Consider the following 18,466-nt stretch of genomic DNA (forward strand, 5'->3'; position numbering starts at 1 on the left):
GTGACGCCGGGTCGCGAGGGCGGCTCCGCCGAGGCTGCGGACTGGCAGCGGCTCGACCGCCGGATGCTGATGGTCCACCCGGTCAAGGAGCTCGGTCGCTTCCTGCCGATCGTGATCGCGCTGGTGTTCTTCGGCCGCTCCGGGTCCACCGAGGGCCCCTGGGGGCTGGTCGGGGTGGGCATCCCGATCGTGCTCGGCCTGCTGCGCTACGTGACCACGACCTACCGGATCGCCGAGGGGCGGGTCGAGCTGCGGCACGGGCTGGTCAACAAGCAGGTGCTCTCCACGCCGCTGGACCGGGTCCGGACCGTCGACCTGAGTGCCTCGCCGATCCACCGGCTGCTCGGGCTGGTCACGGTGCGGATCGGGACCGGGAGCTCCTCGATCAAGGGTGACGAGCGGCTGGTCCTGGACGGGCTGTCGCAGGTCGCGGCCGAGCAGCTGCGCAGCACGCTGCTCCGGGTGTCGCCGTCCGCCGACCCCGACGCCCCGCCAGAGGCCCCGGCACGCGTCGTACTCCGGCTGGACCCGTCGTGGGTGCGCTTCGCGCCGCTCACGACCTCGGGCCTGGTCATCGCCGGCGCGGCCCTCGGCTTCGTGACCCAGGCGATGCACACGCTGCAGATCTCGCCGCGCGTCAACACCGACCAAGTGGCGCGCGCGGGTCTCGCGCTGCTGATCGTGGGCGGGGTCGTCGGCGTGCTGGTGGTGCTGTGCGTGCTGTCGATCGTCGGCTACGTCGTCACCAACTTCGGCTTCGTGCTGTCCCACGTCCCGACCGGGGCGCTTCCGACCAGCCGGCGGGACGGCTCGTGGCACCTGCGACGGGGTCTCTTCACCACCCGGGAGACCAGCCTGGACGACGCCCGGGTGAGCGGAGTGACCGTCGGCGAGCCGATCGGGCTGCGGCTGGCCGGCGGTGGGCGCCTGTCCGCGATCGTGACCGGGCTCGGCAAGAAGCAGGCCGGCTCGTCGCTCCTCGTGCCACCGGCACCGCGGACCGAGGTCGACCGGGTGGCCGTGGAGGTGCTCGGCGTCCCCGGGCCTGTGTTCGGCCCGCTGCGCCGGCACGGACCCCTGGCCGTACGCCGGCGCTGGGTCCGGGCGCTGGTGCCCGCCGCCGCGGTCGCCGCCGTCTGTGTGGTCCTGACCCGCGAGGTGTCGGGGTGGTTCACCCTCGGGGCGCCGACCGCCCTGGTGGTCGTCGGCCTCGCGCTCGCGATCGACCGCGTCCGTGGCCTGGGCCACGCGCTGGTCGACGGTCACCTCGTCGCCCGCTCGGGCAGCCTCGACCGTCGTCGGGAGGCGCTGGCCACGCCGTCCGTGATCGGCTGGAACCTGCGCGCCACGTGGTTCCAGCGCCGCGCCGGCCTGACCGACCTCACCGCGACCACCGCCGGCGGCCGGCAGCGGGTCCGGGTGCTCGACATCCCCGCGCCCGACGCGACCGCCCTGGCCAGCACCGCCCAGCCGGGCCTGCTCGACCAGTTCCTCGTCTGAGGGCCCTTGCTCAGCGGGCCCGGTCGGCCAGGATCCGCTGGGCCGCGAGCTTGCCCGGGCCGCCGGTGACGCAGCCGCCCGGGTGGGTGCCGGAGCCGCACTGGTAGTAGCCGTCGATCGAGGTGTTGTAGCGCGCGTAGCCCGGGGCCGGCCGCATGAAGTACATCTGCGGAGCCAGGAACTCTCCGTGGAAGATGTTGCCCTCGGTCAGCCCGGCCACGCGCTCGATGTCGAGCGGCGTGACCACCTCGCGGTGCAGCACCAGGTCGCCGAAGCCGGGGAAGTGCGTCTCCAGCACCGCCTGCACGGTGTCGCCGAAGGGCTCCCGCTCGGTGTCCCAGTCGCTGCCCTTGAGCTCGTACGGCGCGTACTGGATGAAGCAGCTCATCACGTGCTTGCCCGGCGGGGCCATGTCGGGGTCCACCACTGACTGGATCGCGCCGTCGATGTAGGGCAGCCGGGAGTACCAGCCGTACTTCGCGTCGTCGTACGCGCGCTCGAGGTACTCCAGCGACGGGCCGATGTTCACGAAGCCGCCGAAGTGGTCGATCCGGCCCTTGAGCGCGGGATAGACGGGGAGGTCGTCGAGGGCGAAGTTGACCTTCGCCGAGGTGCCCTGGAAGCGGTAGCGGTCGATCGCCTCGACCAGGTCGCTGGGCAGCTCGCGCGGGTCGACCAGCTCGGTGAACGTGCGGCGCGGGTCGAGGGCGCTGACCACGATCGGGGCCGTGAACTCGGTGCCGTCGGTCAGCACGACGCCGGTCGCCCGGCCGTCCTTGACGATCACGTGGTCGACCGGCGCCTCCAGCCGCACGGTCGTGCCGAACGACTCCGCGGCGCGTTGCAGCACCTGGGTGAAGCCGCCGTTGCCGCCCTTGTGGAAGCCCCAGGCTCCGTGCTGGCCGTCCTGTTCCCCCATCAGGTGGTAGAGCAGCACCAGGCCCGAACCCTGCGACATCGGTCCGACCTTGTTGCCGATGATCCCCGACGACGCGATCGCGGACTTCACGATGTCGGACTCGAAGTAGTCGTCCATCAGGTCTGCACAGCTACCGGTCAGGAACCGGACCAGGTCGTGCAGGGTCTTCCGGTCCGCCCCGCGCAGCTGCTTCATCATCCAGGCCACGTCGGCCTGGTCGGCGGGGTCGTCGCTGAAGATGTCGGGAGGGGCGGCGTTGAACATCGGCATCGCCAGCTGGATGACCTTCTCCAGGTCGTGCTCCCAGCGGTGGTAGCCGTCCACGTCGCGCTTGCTGTGCCGGGCGATCTCCTGGTCGTTGAACTGCTCGTCCTCGGTCAGCAGGAGGTAGTCGCCGTCGTCCATCGGCGCGAAGTGGGTCGGCATCAGCAACGGCATGAAGCCGTGCTTGACCAGCTCCAGCTCCTGGATGATCTCCGGCCGCAGCAGGCTCAGGGCGTAGGAGAACGTCGTGAACGAGAAGCCCGGGTGCAGCTCCTCGGTGATCGCGGCACCGCCGACGAACCCACGGCGCTCCAGGACGAGCACGTTCAGCCCCGACTTCGCGAGGTACGCCGCGTTGGTCAGGCCGTTGTGGCCTCCGCCGACGACGATCGCGTCATAGGTGTTGCTGCCAGCGCTGGGCATTCACTGCTCCATTCGATGAGAGATCGGGGCCAGCTCGACGGTGGAGCCGGTCTTGCGCGCGGGGTTGTAGAGCGGCATCCGGTCGGTGGTGGCCGGCACGGTGAGGTACTCGTGGTCCACGGTGATCTCCAGGTGCACGGTCGACCCCTTCGCGGCGTACTCGGGCAGCACCCGCGCGATCCCGATGTGACGCTGGAGCACCGGGGAGTACATCAGGCTGGTGGCGTAGCCGACCCGCTCGTCGCGCGCCGCCCCGCCGTAGAGCATCGACTCCCACGGGACCGGGTTCTCGTCCTTGGGCACGACCAGGCCCCGCTCGAGGTGGAGCCGCTCGAACTCCTGCCAGTCGACCCACAGTCCGACCGTCGCCCACCGCGACGTGCCGTCGCGCAGCTCGCGCTCGATCGCGCGGCGACCGATGAACGGGCGGCCCTCCCCCAGCGCCGCACCGTCCTTGCCCAGCATCCAGCCGAAGCCGAGCTCCTTCGGCGTGAACCGCTCGGCGTCGGTGAAGGCGTACCGGGCCGAGGTGAACTCGACACCGATCAGGGACAGACCGGCCTCGATCCGGACCATGTTGAGCGCGTCCTCGCCGAACGGACGGAAGCCCTGCCCGTCGCCGGCCTGGATGACCTTGTCGAGGACCCCCAGGGCGTCGTCGGCCTCGACGAAAACCTCGAAGCCGAGGTCACCGGAGTAGCCGGTGCGCGAGATCGTGACCGGCGCACTCCCGATCTTGGCCGGGGTGAGCCCGAAGTAGGCGAGGTCGTCCACCTCGGGGGCCAGCTTCGCGAGGATCGCCCGCGAGCGGGGCCCCTGCACCGCCAGGACGCCGTAGTCCGCGCTGACGTCCTCGACCGACACCCGCAGCCGGCCCACCAGCGAGTCGAGGAAGCCGAGGTTGGGCTCGACGGAGGTGAGCAGCCAGTCGTCGTCGGCGTGCCGGAAGACCACGCCGTCCTCGAGGACGTAGCCGGCCTCGTCGCACCAGACGGTGTACATCGCCTGGCCGGGCCGACACCGGCGTACGTCGCGGGTCATCACGCCGGCCAGGAAGCGCTCCGAGTCGGGCCCGGTGACGCGGTACTTGTACAGCGGCGAGCTGTCGAAGAACCCCGCGGAGTTCCGGACCGCGAAGTACTCGTGCTTGGCGGAGAGGTCGTAGCGCGGCGCCGAGAGGTAGCCGGACCAGTGGCCGTACAGACCGGTCTGGTTCAGCTCGTTCAACCGCGGGTAGAAGGGCGTCGTCTTCATCATCATGGCGGGCCCACCCTAGCCTGAACGGTCGTTCAGGTCGATGGGTCACCGGAGCGTTCTCGACGCCGCTCGACCATCGGTCGGGATCAGCCGGCGGCGGCCTTGGCCAGGTCGAACCAGGTGGAGCGGAGCCCGAGGGCGCTGCGGAAGTCGTCACCGCTGACCACGAGGTTCCGTTTGCTGCCCCGCAGGTTCATCACCTCGACGCGGCCACCCCACTGGCCGTTGCCGTCTCGCTGGGTGACCGCGATCGACCGGAGGTTGCCCACACCGGGGAACGCCTTCTCGATCGACCGGGACGTCACCGCGGTGCTCCAGGTGTGCACCAGGTTGCCGGGCCACCCGTCGTACGGGTCCTTCTCGGCGCTGAGGTAGGGCTGCCCGCCGTCGGAGGTCCAGCCGCCGTTGCTGGACGAGAACTGGGTGAACGCCGGCTGCCCGTGGAAGAGGCGCACCTGCCCGGCGGTCCTGGTGACCGCCTTGCCGGTGCGAGGGTTCTCCGCGGAGAGCCCGCCGTAGACCTGGCAGCTGCTGGTGTCACACAGGTTGAACCGGGTGTCGTAGGGGTTGACCGCCTCGAACGCGGCGTAGGTCCGGGCGGCGACCGCCTGGGCCTGGAGCGCGGCCTGGTGCCACGACGTCGGCATCTCCCGGGGTACGACGCCGCGCACGTAGCCCTCGAGCGAGACCCGGTTCACGGTGATCCGGTGGGTGGCCTTGCTGACCGGCGCCAGCGACTGCAAGGTGCCGCGGTAGCTGGTCCGGCTGCCGCCGACGACGAGGGTCAAGGCAGCGCGGGCGGACCGGAACTCGCCGTTGCCCGGCAGGGTGCGCCACACGTGCCACGCGCCGGTGCGGTAGGAGACCGCCGTGCCGCCTGCACCGTCACCCGCCATCCGCCACTGGGTCGCCCGGGCGGCCGGGCCTCGGGTCGGGACCGGGGTGGTGGTCCCCTTCTGGAGGTCGTGCACCTTCAGCCCAGGCCCGGCCAGCACGATGGTGGGCTTCCCGATGCCCGCGGTGATCAGCACCCGGACCCGTCCCGACTGCTGGCCGCTGCGGGTGCCCGGGTAGTAGAAGTGCAGGATCTTCCGCGCGCTGAGCCCCTGGCGGGCCGCCCCCTCCGCGCCGTACTGGCTGAGGCCGTGGCCGTGCCCGAAGCCCCGGCCGTCGATGGTGATCACGGCGTTGTCGGGCACCTGGAGGGCGGGCGTCGAGGTCGCGGCGGCGGTTGCGTGGCCGAGCCCGGCCCCGGACAGCGCCAGCAGGCCGGCCAGGCCGGTGGCCGCGATGGACGTGTGACGGAGGGTGCTCATGATGCGTTAGGGCATCACGAAGTCAGACGCGATGCAACCTGCGGGCGGCCTCGGCGACCGATCCGCTCATGGACGGGTAGACGGTGAACGCCTGGGCCAGCTGGTCGGCGGTGAGCGACTCCGCGACCGCGATCGAGACCGGGTGGATCAGCTCGGAGGCGCGCGGCGCGACGACCACGCCGCCGACGACGATGCCGGTGCCGGGTCGACAGAACAGCTTCACGAAGCCGTCGTGCACACCCTGCATCTTGGCCCGGGCGTTGCCGGCCAGCGGCAGGGTGACCGCGCGCACCTCGATCTCCCCGGCGTCGACCTCCTCCTGGGACCAGCCGACGGTGGCGATCTCGGGGGCGGTGAAGACGTTGGACGAGACCGTCTTGAGGTCCAGCGGGGCGACAGCGTCACCGAGGAAGTGCCACATCGCGATCCGGCCCTGCATCGCCGCGACGCTGGCCAGCATCAGCACCCCCGTGCAGTCGCCGGCGGCGTACACGCCCCGGGCGGAGGTCCTCGACACCCGGTCGACGGTGATGAACCCGGCCTGGTCGATGGCCACCCCGGCGGTCTCGAGCCCGAGATCCCGGGTGTTGGGCACCGAGCCGAGGGCCAGGATGCAGTGGGAGCCCGTCACGGTGCGGCCGTCGGTCAGCGCGACGGTGACGGTGTCGCCGGTCCGGGTCACCGAGGCCATCCGGGAGCGGGAGAGCACGTGCATGCCGCGCCGGGTCAGCACCTCCTCGAGCACCGCAGCGGCGTCGGCGTCCTCGCCGGGAAGCACCCGGTCGCGGCTGGAGACGAGGGTCACCTCCGCGCCGAGGGCCAGGTAGGCGCTGGCGAACTCCGCCCCGGTCACGCCCGAGCCCACCACGACCAGATGGCTCGGCAGCTCGGTCAGGTCGTAGACCTGCTCCCAGGTCAGGATCCGCTCGCCGTCCGGCTGCGCCTCGGGCACCGTGCGGGGCGCGGCCCCCGTGGCGAGGAGTACGGCGTCGGCCGGGATCGTGGTCGGCTCACCGTCGGCGTCGGTGACCACGACCGCGTCCGGGCCCTCCAGCCGGCCCCGGCCCCGGACGACGTGCACGCCCTCCTTCTCCAGCCGGCGCGCGATGTCGTCGGACTGGTCCGAGGCGATCTGCTTGACCCGGGCGTTGACCCGCGCCAGGTCGACGTGGACGTCGGCGGAGTTCGCGCGCGTCCCCAGGTTGACGCCGAGCTCGGTGGCACCGGCGACATCGGTCATCAGTTCCGCGGTCGCGATCAGGGTCTTGCTCGGCACGCAGTCGGTGAGCACCGCAGACCCACCGAGGCCCTCGGTGTCGACGATCGTGACCTCGGCGCCCAGCTGGGCGGCCACCAGGCCCGACTCGTAGCCACCCGGCCCCCCGCCCACGATCACGACGCGGGCGGTGGGGGTCGGCATGCGGTCATTCTTGCAGGGCTGTCGCCTGCCTCCCGATGGGCTCCCAGATCACCCAGGGTCGTCCTCGGCCGGTCGGCAGCCATCGTCCCTCCGCGGCGGCGAGCCAGAGCCCGGGCGGCGAGCAGGTGCCGAGCCTGGGCCCGGGCCAGTCCGAGCTCGGCGAGCACGAGGGCCGCTTCTCGCTGGGTGATCCACACCCGCGGGGACGCTCGCGGCTCGTCCACCCGCACGTCGGCCCCGTCGACAAGCCTGTGGAGGGAGGTCGGGACCAGCCGCTCTGAGAGGTCTGGCCCCCGCGATCGCCTCGGTGCTCGTACGTAGATGAGTCCACCTGGGCTCATCCATGTACGACTCGGCAAGGCGTCCTGGCCCTACAGTCGAGGCATGAGCACCCCGGAGGTCGATCTGGTCGACGTCGCCCGGGATGGTCGGTGGAGCCAGGTCGCACTGGTGGAGGTGACGGCGGCCGCGGATGCCGCGCGCGCAGCCCGAGAGCTGTTCGCCACGCGGCCCAAGCCCTTCGTCGGCGTGATCTCGGCCGATCTGGGTCCGGACCTCCCGGAGATCCTGGCGGCGCTGCGGCCGGCCCTCCAGGAGATCGTGTGCTTCGACTCGCTCACCATCGTGAAGCCGGTCCCCGGGCAGGACCTGGCCATGCGCGCGCTGGAGGAGCTGGGCTTCGGGCAGGACTTCGTCTTCACGGTGGAGCGCCTCGAGGGCGCGGTCGACCACGCGATCGACACCCTCCTGGCCCCCGAGCACGGCGGCTGGGAAGGTCGGCTGGTGGTGGTGCTCGGCCCGACCGAGGTCGTGGACCGCGCACGCCGCCACCTCACCGCGCCAGCCTGAGCCATCCTGACCGGGCCGGCCCGCGGATCACCTCAGAGGTTGACCATGTGCCCGGCGATGCCGTGCACGGCTTCCTTGACGGCCTCGGTGAGGGTCGGGTGGGCGAAGACGTTGCGCGCCACCTCGTCGGCGGTGAGGTCCCACTTCTGGGCCAGGGTGAGCACCGGCAGCAGCTCGGTGACGTCGGGCCCGATCAGGTGGGCGCCGAGGATCTCGTTGTACTGCGCGTCGGCCACCACCTTGACGAAGCCGACAGCCTCGCCGAGGCCCTGGGCCTTGCCGTTGGCCGAGAAGGGGAAGGAGGCGGTCTTGACGTCGTACCCCTTCTCCTTCGCCTGCGCCTCGGTGTAGCCGAAGGAGGCGATCTGGGGCTGGCAGTACGTCGCGCGCGGGACGAAGTCGTAGGCGACCGGCATCGTCTCCGCCCCGGCGATCGTCTCGGCGGCCACGATTCCCATCGCCTCGGCGACGTGGGCCAGCATCAGCTTGCCGGTGACGTCACCGATCGCGTAGACGTGGTCGACGTTGGTGCGGCAGAAGTCGTCGATGACGATCGCACCGCGCTCGGTCGCGACCCCGAGCGCCTCGAGACCGTAGCCCTCGAGCCGCGGCGCGAAGCCGATCGCCTGGAGCACCTTGTCGGCCTCGAGCACCTGGGACGTCGCGTCTCCCCCGTTGGTCGAGCCTGTCGAGACCGTCACCTTGACCGGCTCGCCCGACTCGGCGCCGCGGTCCTCGATCGACTCGACCTTGGTGCCCAGCAGCACCTTCACGCCGAGCTTCTTGTAGTGCTTGAGCAGCTCCTTGGAGACGTCGGCGTCCTCGGTCGGCACCATCCGGTCGAGGAACTCCACGATCGTCACATCGACCCCGAAGTTGGCCATCACGTAGGCGAACTCCACGCCGATCGCCCCCGAGCCGGCGATGATCACCGAGCCCGGCAGCTCCGGGTCGAGGATCTGCTCCTCGTAGGTCACGACCCGCTCGCTGAGGACCGTCCCCGGCACCAGCCGGGTGGTCGCCCCGGTCCCGATGATCAGGTCGTCGTAGGTATAGGTCGCGGTGGAGCCGTCGTTCAGCTCCACGTCGATCGAGCCGGGGCCGTCGCCCTCGCGTGCCCGCAGGGTGCCCCAGCCGTCGATCTCGGTGATCTTGTTCTTCTTCATCAGGAAGTGGACGCCCTTGACGATGCCGGCGCTCACCTTCCGCGAGCGCTCGTGCGTCGCGCCGTACGCCATCGTGGCCTCGCCGGAGATCCCGAAGACGTCCTTCTCGTGGGTCAGCACGTGCGCGAGCTCGGCGTTGCGGAGGAGTGCCTTGGACGGGATGCAGCCGACGTTGAGGCAGACACCGCCCCAGTACTTCTTCTCGATCACCGCGGCGGTCCGGCCGAGCTGGGCGGCCCGGATCGCAGCGACGTAGCCGCCGGGGCCGGCGCCGAGGACGATGACATCGAAGTGGTTGGTCTCGCTCACCCGTCCAGCCTAGGGGAACCCACTAACCTGTCGCCGTGCCCCTCTACGCCGCCTACGCGTCGAACCTCGACCCGGAGCGGATGGGCCGCCGTTGCCCGCACTCCCCGCTCCAGACCACCGGCTGGCTCACGGGCTGGCGGCTCACGTTCGGTGGCGAGGACCTCGGCTGGGACGGCGCCCTCTCCACGATCGTCGAGGACCCGATCGAGCAGGTCTTCGTCGCCGTGTACGACGTGTCGCGAGAGGACGAGTCGGCCCTCGACGGCTGGGAGTCCACCGAGACCGGGCTCTACCGCAAGACCAAGGTCAGGGTGTCCACGCTGACCGGCGAGCTGCTGGTCTGGACCTACGTGCTCGACGCGTTCGAGGGCGGCCTGCCCAGCGCGTCGTACCTCGGGGTGATCGCCGAGGCCGCCGAGGCCGCCGACGCGCCCGACGACTACGTGGCCCGGCTCCGGCTCCGCCCGTGTCGCTCCATCGGCGGCTGACCCTGCCGGTGGTCGAGCGGAGTCGAGACCACCTACGCTCACCTCTCGTGACCGCAACCGAGCTCGCCCAGCAGGCAGCCGACCAGCTCGCCCGGCTGACCGGGGTCGACCACCACGACATCGCGCTCGTGCTCGGCTCGGGCTGGTTGCCCGCCGTCGAGTCCCTCGGCGAGGCGACCGCGGACATCGCGACCACCGAGCTGCCGGGCTTCTCGGCAGCGGCCGTGGCGGGTCACTCGGGCCGGATCCGCAGCATCAGGTCCGGCGACCGGCAGCTGCTGGTGTTCCTGAGCCGAACCCACTACTACGAGGGCAAGGGCGTCGCCGCGGTCGTGCACCCGGTCCGGACCGCTGCCGCCGCCGGTTGCCGGGCGATCGTGCTGACCAACGGCTGTGGCGGGCTGAACGAGGCGTGGCCGCCCGGCACGCCGGTGCTGATCCGCGACCACATCAACCTGACGGCTCGCTCGCCGATCGAGGGCGCCCACTTCGTCGACCTCACCGACCTCTACTCCAGCCGCCTCCGCGCCCTGTGCCGCGAGGTCGACCCTACCCTGGACGAGGGTGTCTACGTCCAGTTCCCCGGGCCCCACTACGAGACCCCCGCCGAGATCGAGATGGTGCGCCGGATCGGCGGCGACCTGGTCGGGATGAGCACCACCCTGGAGGCCATCGCCGCCCGCGAGGCCGGCCTGGAGGTGCTCGGCATCTCGCTGGTCACCAACCTCGCGGCCGGGATCTCCGGTGAGCCGCTGGACCATGCCGAGGTCCTCGAGACGGGCCGGGCCGCGGCCGGCCGGATGGGCGACCTGCTGACCCGGATCGTCCCGAGGATCTGAGCAGCCGGTGGTCGAGCGGAGTCGAGACCACGCAGCGGGACCTATGTCGCGCTGATCCCGATCCTGGCCTCGCGGAAGGCGTCGACGAAGAGCGCGTGGTCCTGGCGCACGCGGACGGCGTACTCCAGCGCGAAGGCGACGACGTGCTCGGTGAACTCCTTGCGCCGGCCGTCGAGGCAGTCGGCGATCGCCTGCTCGACCTGGAAGTCGACGAGGTCCTGCTCGCTGTCCTCGTCGGAGGCGCAGTGGATCTTGGCGGTCGCCCGGCCGAGCTGGTCGACCACTTCCGCGATCTCCTCGGGCTCGTTGATCCCGCCCCAGTCGAGGTCGACCTCGTACGGCGAGATCTCCGAGACGACGTAACCGGTGCCGCCGATCTCGGTGTAGCCGAGCAGCGGGTCGGTGTGCGCCTGCAGGGCGCGCTGGCTGACCACGGTCCGCTGGCCCTCGTGCTGGAAGTAGCCGTCGATCTCGGCGGAGTCGACGAAGCGGCTCAGGGCGGGCACGTTGGCCTGCTTCATCGACAGCACCACGTCGTTGTCGAGCGCCTGGCTGTAGCCCTCGACCAGCACGTTGTACGCCGGCAGGCCGGCGCTGCCGATCCCGAAGCCGGACTTCCCGACGATGTCGCGCACGTCGTAGAACAGGTCGCGGTCGAAGCGCTTGGAGTCCGGGATCGTGTCCAGGTAGGCGTCGAAGGCCCGGCGCACCCTGCCGTGCTCGGCACGCGAGAGACGACGCACGGAGGCGTCCACCTGGAACTGCCGGACGCCGTCGTCGACGAACGTCAGCTGGTCGAGGAGGTCGGCCCGGCGGATCAGCCGGGCGTCCACCAGCGCCTCGAGGACGGGGCCGGTGGCGGTCGCGAGGTCGAGGGCGAAGTCGGTGTCGTCGTCGGTGCCGAGGTAGTGGTTGATCTGCTGGAGGTACGCGCGGACGTAGCGCGCGACCAGGCGTCGTACGTCGTCCTCGGGCAGCGCCTTCTGCCAGCCGGTCAGCGCCAGGCTGGCCGCGAACCTCATCAGGTCCCACGTGAAGTGACCGAGGTAGGCCTCGTCGAAGTCGTTGACGTCGAAGACGAGGGTGCCCTCGGAGCTGAGGTAGGTGCCGAAGTTCTCCACGTGCAGGTCGCCGTGGATCCAGATCCGCGAGCAGCGCTCGTCCACGAACGGGTCGTCCAGCGCGGTGACGTCGGCGTCGAAGAGGCACGCCGTACCCCGGAAGAAGGCGTGCGGGTCCCTGGCCATCTTGCGGTACTTCGCCCGGAACGCGGGCGGGTCGGCCTCCATGAGGGGCGCGAACGCGTTCCCCAGGGTGTCGATGATCAGCTGAGTCCGGCGCTCCTGGCTCTTCGTCGGCATGCGGCCGACCCTAGGTGAACCGCTCCGGGTCGAGGGCAGGCAGGTCGAGCCGACGGGCCATCCGGGCCCAGGCCCGCCTCGCCTGCGCGCCGACCACCGGGTCGGCGTCGTCGAGCGCTGCCCGGACGACCGCGACGTGCTCGGTGTCGCCGACGAAGCCGAGGGTGCGCACCGCCTGGCTCCGGACCCGCGGCAGGTCGTGCGTCGCGAGCCGGGCGGCCCCGGGGCCGGTGCCGGCCACGTCGTACTTGGCCGACACCTTGAGGCACATCTCGGCCGGCCGGTAGTGCTCGTCGTCCAGCCCGGCCACCACGGCATCGGTGGCCCGGTCGCTCCAGCAGTGGAGCAGACCGCGGGCACCCCACGTCCGGAGCCAGTAGTCCTGCCATGACACGGGGTCGGGGACGTCACCGTCTCCGAAGGCGTTGCCGGCGAGGTACCGCAGCTCCTGGGCGTACGACGTGCGGTCGGCGCCGGCCAGCAGGTCGCAGCACACCCCGGCGAACCGGTCCCGGCCCAGCAGGCCGTCGAGCTGCCGGATCCGCTCGGCCACCGGCCGGTCGGCTCCGTCCGGAGGCGGCAGCGATCGGGTCATCTGCCGATCATGCCCCAGCACCACTAGCCTGCCGGGGTGGACGACACCGACGCAGCACAGCTGATCGCCCGGGCCCGGGCCTGGGCCGCGGAGGACCCCGATCCGGAGACCCGCGCCGAGCTCGACGCGGTGCTGGAGCGGGTGAGCGGCGGCGGCGGCACGACCGACCTGGCCGACCGGTTCGACGGGACGCTGGAGTTCGGGACGGCCGGGTTGCGTGGCGAGCTGGGGGCCGGCTCCAACCGGATGAACCGCGTGGTCGTGATCCGCGCCGCGGCCGGCCTGGCGGCGTACCTCCACGAGCAGGGCGCCCCGCGCGAGGCGTCCGTGGTGATCGGCTACGACGCCCGCCACAACTCCGACGTCTTCGCCCGCGACACCGCGGAGGTGATGGAGGGCGCCGGCATCCGGGCGCTGCTGCTCCCCCGGCCGCTGCCGACCCCACTGCTGGCCTTCGCGATCCGCGAGCTGGGCTGCGTGGCGGGGGTGATGGTGACCGCCAGCCACAACCCGCCCCGCGACAACGGCTACAAGGTCTACCTCGGCGACGGCAGTCAGATCGTCCCGCCGGCGGACGCCGACATCGCCGACCGGATCGCTGCGGTCGGCGCCCTGTCCGAGGTGCCGCGGGGCAGCGGCTGGAAGGTGCTCGACGAGGGCATCGTCGACACCTACCTCGACACGGTGGCCTCGCTCGCCGGCGACGGCCCTCGCGACCTGCGGCTGGTCTACACCCCCTTGCACGGGGTCGGCGGCACCTCGGTCGCGCAGGTGCTGGAGACGGCCGGCTTCGACGCGCCGTACGTCGTGGAGCAGCAGGAGCAGCCCGACCCCGACTTCCCCACCGTCGCCTTCCCCAACCCGGAGGAGCCGGGCGCGATGGACCTGGCCCTGGCCCTGGCCCGCGAGAAGGACGTCGACCTCGTGGTCGCCAACGACCCGGACGCCGACCGTTGCGCGGCCGCGGTCGCCGGCCCGCACGGGTGGCGGATGCTCCGCGGCGACGAGGTGGGGGCACTGCTCGCCCACCACCTGCTGACCACCGGCCGGACCGGCACCTACGCCTGCTCGATCGTCTCCTCGACCCTGCTGTCCTCGATGGCCGCAGCCGCCGGGCAGCCCTTCGCGGAGACCCTGACCGGGTTCAAGTGGATCAGCAAGGTCGAGGGCCTGGCCTTCGGCTACGAGGAGGCGCTGGGCTACTGCGTCGACCCCGAGCACGTCAAGGACAAGGACGGCGTCTCGGCCCTGCTGATGCTCTGCGAGCTGGCAGCCGCGGAGAAGGCACAAGGACGCACCCTGGTCGACGTGCTCGACGACCTGGCGCTGGCGCACGGCCTGCACGCCACCGACCAGGCATCGGTGCGGGTCACCGACCTGGCCGAGATCGGGGCAGCCATGCAGCGGTTGCGGGCGACACCGCCCACCGCCCTGGGCGGCCTGGCGGTCCAGGCGGTCGACGACCTCGCCGAGGGGTCCTCCGCGCTGCCCCCCACCGATGGCCTGCGCTACCGGCTCGCCGACCGGGCACGGGTGATCGTCCGCCCGAGCGGCACCGAGCCCAAGCTCAAGTGCTACCTCGAGGTCGTCGTCCCGGTCGACGAGGACGCCGGGGTCGACGCCGCCCGGATCTCTGCGGCGGCCAGGCTCGACGCGCTGCGCGACGACATCAGGGCCGCGGCCGGCATCTGAGGGAGGCCGACCTCAGAGGACCAGCGACACCACGAACGCCACCACCAGCGCGGCCAGCGCGATGATCTCGATCCAGGCCGGCCGGCGCACGGCCCGGGAGCCCAGCTCGTACTCCTCCTCCGAGCGCTCCTCGATGCCCAGCCGGGCCCGGTCGGTGCGCGCGAGGTGCTGAATCTGCTGCTCGACGAAGTCGGGATAGGCCATGTCCTGCTGGGCGCCGGCGTCCTGCGCGACGGAGCTGCGGCTGCCGCCGTCAGCCGCGACCCCCGGCATGAGCAGGTTGCCTCCCCCGCCGCCGTTCCACTTCATCTCCGAGCGGACGGTCTTGCGCAGCGACCGGCTGATCGCGGGGCAGATGTACTTGCGGCCGCCCGACCGGATCAGCAGGTAGCGCCGGACCAGCACCGTGTCGATGGACGCGAGGGGGATCTCGACGGTCTCGAACATGGTCCGCATCCGCAGCTCGTCGGAGGTCGCGGAGACGCTGGGTCGCAGCATCGCGGCCCAGATCAGCACGCCCGCCGCGGCACAGGCCAGGGTGGCCGGGACCGCCGTGGCGGCCGACGCCGAGGTGACGAAGACGGCGGCTATCGCCACGCACAGGACGATGCCCAGCACGCCCATCGCGCGGCCGTTGGTCGGTCGGAAGCGCTGCAGTTCCTCCGTGGCCACCTGGCCCCCTCACGTCGTACGCCGTCCGGGTCGCGGGGACGAGCGTCGCTCGACCCTTCGATTCCGCACCCGGGACTGTCAACTCTATGCTGGCTCGATGAGCAGCACAGCCGCGACCTCGGGGGCAGTGCGTGACGTCTGGGCCGATGTCACGGCATCCGACCGGTCGTTGCGACGCTTCCTGCACGGCCTGCCCGGCGTCGACCAGGTCGGCGCCGAGGCACGGGCCGCGAGCCTGGGCACCCGCTCGATCAAGACCACGGCCAAGGCGTACGCGATCGACCTGGCCATCCGGATGGTCGACCTGACCACCCTCGAGGGCCAGGACACCCCCGGCAAGGTACGCGCCCTCGCCGCCAAGGCGATGCGACCCGACCCGGCCGACCCCACCTGCCCGGCCACGGCTGCGGTGTGCGTCTACCCCGACCTCGTGGCGACGGCCAAGGAGGCCCTCGGCACCAGCGGGGTCCACGTCGCCTCCGTGGCGACGGCGTTCCCCAGCGGCCGGGCCGCACTCGACGTCAAGCTGGCCGACGTGCGCGACGCCGTGGCCGCGGGCGCCGACGAGGTCGACATGGTGATCGACCGCGGTGCGTTCCTCTCCGGCCGCTACCAGCAGGTCCACGACGAGATCGTGGCGGTCCGCGAGGCCTGCGCCCGGGCCGACGGCTCCCTCGCCCACCTCAAGGTGATCTTCGAGACCGGTGAGCTCCAGACCTACGACAACGTACGACGTGCCAGCTGGCTGGCGATGATGGCCGGCGCCGACTTCATCAAGACCTCCACCGGGAAGGTGCAGCCGGCCGCCACGCTGCCGGTCACCATGGTGATGGTCGAGGCGGTCCGCGACTTCCGCGAGCAGACCGGGCGGATGGTCGGTGTGAAGCCGGCCGGCGGCATCCGCAGCAGCAAGGACGCGATCAAGTACCTCGTGATGGTCAACGAGGTGGCCGGCCCCGACTGGCTGGACCCCGACTGGTTCCGGTTCGGCGCCTCGACACTGCTCAACGACCTGCTCATGCAGCGCACCACGATGCAGACCGGCCGCTACTCCGGCCCCGACTACTTCACCCTGGACTGATCGAGATGGCCAAGAAGAGCAACCCGTTCGAGTACGCCCCGGCCCTCGAGTCGCGGTCGATCGTCGACATCTCGCCGTCGTACGGCCTGTTCGTGGACGGGGAGTTCGTCGACGGCCACGGCCACAGCTTCAAGACGATCAGCCCCGCGACCGAGGAGGTGCTCGCCGAGGTCGCCGAGGCGGACGCCGCCGACGTCGACCGCGCCGTGAAGGCCGCTCGCCGCGCGCACAGCCGGGTCTGGGGCCGGATGCCGGGCCGGGAGCGCGCCAAGTACCTCTTCCGGATCGCGAGGATCCTCCAGGAGCGCGGGCGCGAGCTCGCGGTGCTCGAGTCGATCGACAACGGCAAGCCGATCAAGGAGACCCGCGACGTCGACGTGCCGATCGCCGCCGCGCACTTCTTCTACTACGCCGGCTGGGCCGACAAGCTGGAGTACTCCGGCTACGGGAGCCAGAGCCTCGGCGTCGCGGCCCAGGTGATCCCCTGGAACTTCCCGTTGCTGATGCTGGCCTGGAAGATCGCACCGGCGCTGGCCTGTGGCAACACGATCGTGCTCAAGCCGGCCGAGACCACGCCCCTCACCGCGCTGCTCTTCGCCGAGATCTGCCAGCAGGCCGAGCTGCCGCCCGGCGTCGTCAACATCATCACCGGCGCCGGCGAGACCGGCCGGGCGTTGGTCTCGCACCCGGACGTCGACAAGGTCGCCTTCACCGGCTCGACCGAGGTCGGCCGGGCGATCGCGCAGGCGGTCGCCGGCTCGCAGAAGCGGGTGACGCTGGAGCTCGGCGGCAAGGCCGCCAACATCGTCTTCGAGGACGCCGCGCTCGACCAGGCCGTCGAGGGCATCGTGAACGGCATCTTCTTCAACCAGGGCCACGTGTGCTGCGCCGGCTCCCGCCTGCTGGTGCAGGAGAGCGTCGCCGACGACGTGCTCGCCCGTCTCAAGCGCCGGATGGCCACCCTGCGCCTCGGTGACCCGCTCGACAAGAACACCGACATCGGCGCGATCAACTCCGCCGAGCAGCTGGCCAAGATCCGCGAGCTCTCCGACATCGGGGAGCAGGAGGGGGCCGGCCGCTGGTCTCCCCCGTGCGAGCTGCCCGACCACGGGTTCTGGTTCCCGCCGACGATCTTCACCGGCGTCACGCAGGCCCACCGGATCGCCCGCGAGGAGATCTTCGGTCCGGTGCTCTCGGTGCTGACCTTCCGCACCCCGGCGGAGGCGGTCGCCAAGGCCAACAACTCGCCGTACGGCCTCTCCGCGGGGATCTGGACCGAGAAGGGCTCGCTGATCCTGAAGATGGCCAGCTCCCTACGGGCCGGCGTCGTGTGGGCCAACACGTTCAACAAGTTCGACCCGACCAGCCCCTTCGGCGGCTACAAGGAGTCGGGCTACGGCCGCGAGGGCGGCCGCCACGGCCTGGAGGGGTACCTGAAGTGACCCGCATCGACGTGCGCAAGACCAACAAGCTGTTCATCGGCGGCGAGTTCCCACGCTCGGAGTCCGGCCACTCCTACGTCGTCAACGACTCACGGGGCCGCTTCGTCGCGAACGTCGCCCTGGCCTCCCGCAAGGACGCCCGCGACGCGGTCGCCGCCGCACGCAAGGCGTTCCCCGGCTGGTCCGGCCGGACGGCGTACAACCGGGGCCAGGTGCTCTACCGGGTCGCCGAGGTGATGCAGGACCGCCGCCCGCAGTTCGTCGAGGCCGTCCGGCAGGGCGAGGGCGGCACCACCGCCGCCGCCACCAAGGTCGTCGACGCCGCGATCGACCGGCTCGTCTGGTACGCCGGCTGGGCCGACAAGCTGACCCAGGTGGTCGGCAACGCCAACCCCGTGGCCGGACCGTTCTTCAACCTGTCCACGCCCGAGCCGACCGGGGTCGTCGCCGTGGTCGCGCCGACCGCGTCCAGCCTGCTCGGCCTGGTCAGCGTGGTGGCACCGGTGGTCGTGTCCGGCAACACGGCGGTCGTCGCCGCCTCCCCCGAGCGCCCGCTGGCGGCGGTCACCTTCGCCGAGGTGCTCGCCACCTCCGACGTCCCCGGCGGTGTGGTCAACGTGCTGACCGGTGCCTTCGACCGGACGGTGCCGACGCTGTCATCACACATGGACGTCAACGCGATCGACCTGGCCGGCCTGGCCGGCGACCCCGACCAGGCACACGCCTGCGAGGTCGCGGCAGCCGACAACCTCAAGCGGGTACGCCGGGCCCCCGTGCAGGAGCCGGACTGGACCGCCGACCCGGGCACCGGCCCGATGACGGCGTTCCTCGAGACCAAGACCGTCTGGCACCCGATCGGCGTCTGAGTCCCTC

Annotated in this window: 16 protein-coding genes; 8 read left to right on the forward strand and 8 right to left on the reverse strand. The window is 71.5% G+C overall.

The features are described 5' to 3' along the window. Positions 1-1,500 carry a PH domain-containing protein gene (locus E3N83_RS10290; protein ID WP_151083176.1) on the forward strand — a complete coding sequence of 500 codons (1,500 nt, stop codon included), beginning with the start codon at positions 1-3 and terminating at the stop codon, positions 1,498-1,500. Between the two features lie 10 nt (positions 1,501-1,510). On the opposite strand, the gene E3N83_RS10295 is transcribed toward E3N83_RS10290, so the two are convergent. From E3N83_RS10295 to E3N83_RS10310, 4 genes are all read right to left on the reverse strand, one after another. Beyond that, positions 1,511-3,106, reverse strand: coding sequence for a phytoene desaturase family protein (locus tag E3N83_RS10295; protein ID WP_151083177.1), 1,596 nt, complete (start codon positions 3,104-3,106; stop codon positions 1,511-1,513). Beyond that, positions 3,107-4,366, reverse strand: coding sequence for an aminomethyl transferase family protein (locus E3N83_RS10300; RefSeq protein WP_151083178.1), 1,260 nt, complete (start codon positions 4,364-4,366; stop codon positions 3,107-3,109). Positions 4,367-4,449: 83 nt separating this feature from the next. Next, the gene (locus E3N83_RS10305) at positions 4,450-5,679 is read right to left on the reverse strand and encodes a SpoIID/LytB domain-containing protein (protein WP_151083179.1); all 1,230 of its coding nucleotides are present in this window, start codon (positions 5,677-5,679) and stop codon (positions 4,450-4,452) included. Positions 5,680-5,701: 22 nt separating this feature from the next. Continuing rightward, on the reverse strand, positions 5,702-7,099 hold the full coding sequence (locus E3N83_RS10310) for an NAD(P)H-quinone dehydrogenase (protein WP_151083180.1): 1,398 nt from the start codon (positions 7,097-7,099) through the stop codon (positions 5,702-5,704). A gap of 384 nt (positions 7,100-7,483) precedes the next feature. On the opposite strand from E3N83_RS10310, the gene E3N83_RS10315 reads away from it, so the two are divergent. Then, positions 7,484-7,948 carry a hypothetical protein gene (locus E3N83_RS10315; RefSeq protein WP_151083181.1) on the forward strand — a complete coding sequence of 155 codons (465 nt, stop codon included), beginning with the start codon at positions 7,484-7,486 and terminating at the stop codon, positions 7,946-7,948. A 32-nt stretch (positions 7,949-7,980) separates the two neighbouring features. On the opposite strand, the gene lpdA is transcribed toward E3N83_RS10315, so the two are convergent. Then, entirely contained in the window at positions 7,981-9,423 is a 1,443-nt protein-coding gene (gene lpdA / locus E3N83_RS10320) for a dihydrolipoyl dehydrogenase (RefSeq protein WP_151083182.1), read from the reverse strand. A gap of 35 nt (positions 9,424-9,458) precedes the next feature. On the opposite strand from lpdA, the gene E3N83_RS10325 reads away from it, so the two are divergent. Together E3N83_RS10325 and E3N83_RS10330 are read left to right on the forward strand one after the other, a co-directional pair. Further along, positions 9,459-9,911 (forward strand): gamma-glutamylcyclotransferase, encoded by a 453-nt coding sequence (locus tag E3N83_RS10325; RefSeq protein ID WP_191907763.1) that lies wholly within the window; start codon positions 9,459-9,461, stop codon positions 9,909-9,911. Between the two features lie 47 nt (positions 9,912-9,958). Beyond that, positions 9,959-10,750: a purine-nucleoside phosphorylase gene (locus E3N83_RS10330; protein ID WP_151083183.1), complete on the forward strand. Its 792-nt coding sequence runs from the start codon at positions 9,959-9,961 to the stop codon at positions 10,748-10,750. Between the two features lie 41 nt (positions 10,751-10,791). On the opposite strand, the gene E3N83_RS10335 is transcribed toward E3N83_RS10330, so the two are convergent. Further along, on the reverse strand, positions 10,792-12,111 hold the full coding sequence (locus E3N83_RS10335; RefSeq protein ID WP_151083184.1) for a DUF2252 domain-containing protein: 1,320 nt from the start codon (positions 12,109-12,111) through the stop codon (positions 10,792-10,794). Positions 12,112-12,121: 10 nt separating this feature from the next. Continuing rightward, on the reverse strand, positions 12,122-12,706 hold the full coding sequence (locus E3N83_RS10340; protein ID WP_151083185.1) for a HEAT repeat domain-containing protein: 585 nt from the start codon (positions 12,704-12,706) through the stop codon (positions 12,122-12,124). A 36-nt stretch (positions 12,707-12,742) separates the two neighbouring features. On the opposite strand from E3N83_RS10340, the gene E3N83_RS10345 reads away from it, so the two are divergent. Continuing rightward, entirely contained in the window at positions 12,743-14,398 is a 1,656-nt protein-coding gene (locus E3N83_RS10345; RefSeq protein WP_151083186.1) for a phospho-sugar mutase, read from the forward strand. 12 nt (positions 14,399-14,410) lie between these two features. Here E3N83_RS10345 and E3N83_RS10350 read toward each other — a convergent pair whose 3' ends face one another. Continuing rightward, positions 14,411-15,070 (reverse strand): hypothetical protein, encoded by a 660-nt coding sequence (locus E3N83_RS10350; protein ID WP_151083187.1) that lies wholly within the window; start codon positions 15,068-15,070, stop codon positions 14,411-14,413. Between the two features lie 97 nt (positions 15,071-15,167). On the opposite strand from E3N83_RS10350, the gene deoC reads away from it, so the two are divergent. From deoC to E3N83_RS10365, 3 genes are read left to right on the forward strand one after another with little or no spacing between them, the layout of a single operon-like run. Then, a complete protein-coding gene (deoC, locus tag E3N83_RS10355) occupies positions 15,168-16,151 on the forward strand; it encodes a deoxyribose-phosphate aldolase (RefSeq protein WP_151083188.1) in 984 nt (327 codons plus the stop codon). 5 nt (positions 16,152-16,156) lie between these two features. Next, a complete protein-coding gene (locus tag E3N83_RS10360) occupies positions 16,157-17,593 on the forward strand; it encodes an aldehyde dehydrogenase family protein (protein ID WP_151083189.1) in 1,437 nt (478 codons plus the stop codon). Continuing rightward, positions 17,590-18,459, forward strand: a complete 870-nt coding sequence (locus tag E3N83_RS10365) for an aldehyde dehydrogenase family protein (protein ID WP_151083190.1) — start codon at positions 17,590-17,592, stop codon at positions 18,457-18,459. Before E3N83_RS10360 ends, E3N83_RS10365 begins: the two co-directional genes overlap by 4 nt. The last annotated feature ends 7 nt before the right edge of the window (positions 18,460-18,466 follow it).

Source organism: Nocardioides cynanchi (assembly GCF_008761635.1).
Classification (GTDB): domain Bacteria; phylum Actinomycetota; class Actinomycetes; order Propionibacteriales; family Nocardioidaceae; genus Nocardioides; species Nocardioides cynanchi.

What these genes read in the sequence shown, in the direction of transcription:
- E3N83_RS10340 (WP_151083185.1), bottom strand. Translation starts at nt 12,706, where the DNA reads ATGACCCGATCGCTGCCGCCTCCGGACGGAGCCGACCGGCCGGTGGCC.
- E3N83_RS10300 (WP_151083178.1), bottom strand. Translation starts at nt 4,366, where the DNA reads ATGATGATGAAGACGACGCCCTTCTACCCGCGGTTGAACGAGCTGAAC.
- E3N83_RS10360 (WP_151083189.1), top strand. Translation starts at nt 16,157, where the DNA reads ATGGCCAAGAAGAGCAACCCGTTCGAGTACGCCCCGGCCCTCGAGTCG.
- E3N83_RS10310 (WP_151083180.1), bottom strand. Translation starts at nt 7,099, where the DNA reads ATGCCGACCCCCACCGCCCGCGTCGTGATCGTGGGCGGGGGGCCGGGT.
- E3N83_RS10335 (WP_151083184.1), bottom strand. Translation starts at nt 12,111, where the DNA reads ATGCCGACGAAGAGCCAGGAGCGCCGGACTCAGCTGATCATCGACACC.
- deoC (WP_151083188.1), top strand. Translation starts at nt 15,168, where the DNA reads ATGAGCAGCACAGCCGCGACCTCGGGGGCAGTGCGTGACGTCTGGGCC.
- E3N83_RS10295 (WP_151083177.1), bottom strand. Translation starts at nt 3,106, where the DNA reads ATGCCCAGCGCTGGCAGCAACACCTATGACGCGATCGTCGTCGGCGGA.
- E3N83_RS10315 (WP_151083181.1), top strand. Translation starts at nt 7,484, where the DNA reads ATGAGCACCCCGGAGGTCGATCTGGTCGACGTCGCCCGGGATGGTCGG.
- E3N83_RS10305 (WP_151083179.1), bottom strand. Translation starts at nt 5,679, where the DNA reads ATGAGCACCCTCCGTCACACGTCCATCGCGGCCACCGGCCTGGCCGGC.